Source organism: Caballeronia sp. GACF4, assembly GCF_023631025.1.
Taxonomy (GTDB): Bacteria; Pseudomonadota; Gammaproteobacteria; order Burkholderiales; family Burkholderiaceae; genus Caballeronia.
This window is the reverse complement of record NZ_JALQDW010000069.1, coordinates 1-264: the sequence shown is the minus strand read 5'-3', so window position 1 is coordinate 264 and position 264 is coordinate 1. Positions and strand designations below refer to the sequence as shown.

General features: G+C 39.8%; 1 protein-coding gene. It reads left to right on the top strand.

Annotated features, from left to right (window positions below; translation table 11 throughout):
- A partial coding sequence (locus NCR40_RS31230; protein WP_250511823.1) for a phage major capsid protein occupies window positions 1–264 on the top strand: 264 nt, incomplete at both ends.

Below are 264 nucleotides of genomic sequence, written 5' to 3'. Positions count from 1 at the left end.
GTGGATTGGGCACTGGAGAAACTCTGACAGGACTTTTAGCTAGTGCGCCTGATTATGTACCAGTTGCAAGTGGTATTCCAGCAGCGAACATAAAGGATTTGGTTCGTAAAATGCGAACTGCTATTGTTAAAAATAGAGGTTCTAAATACTCGCCTGATATTGTAGTAATGAACTCCGACACGTTCGATCGTTACTATTTGGCTAAAGATTTAGATAACAACTATCTTTTTGATACTGTTAACGGAACTATTGCGGGATTAGCAG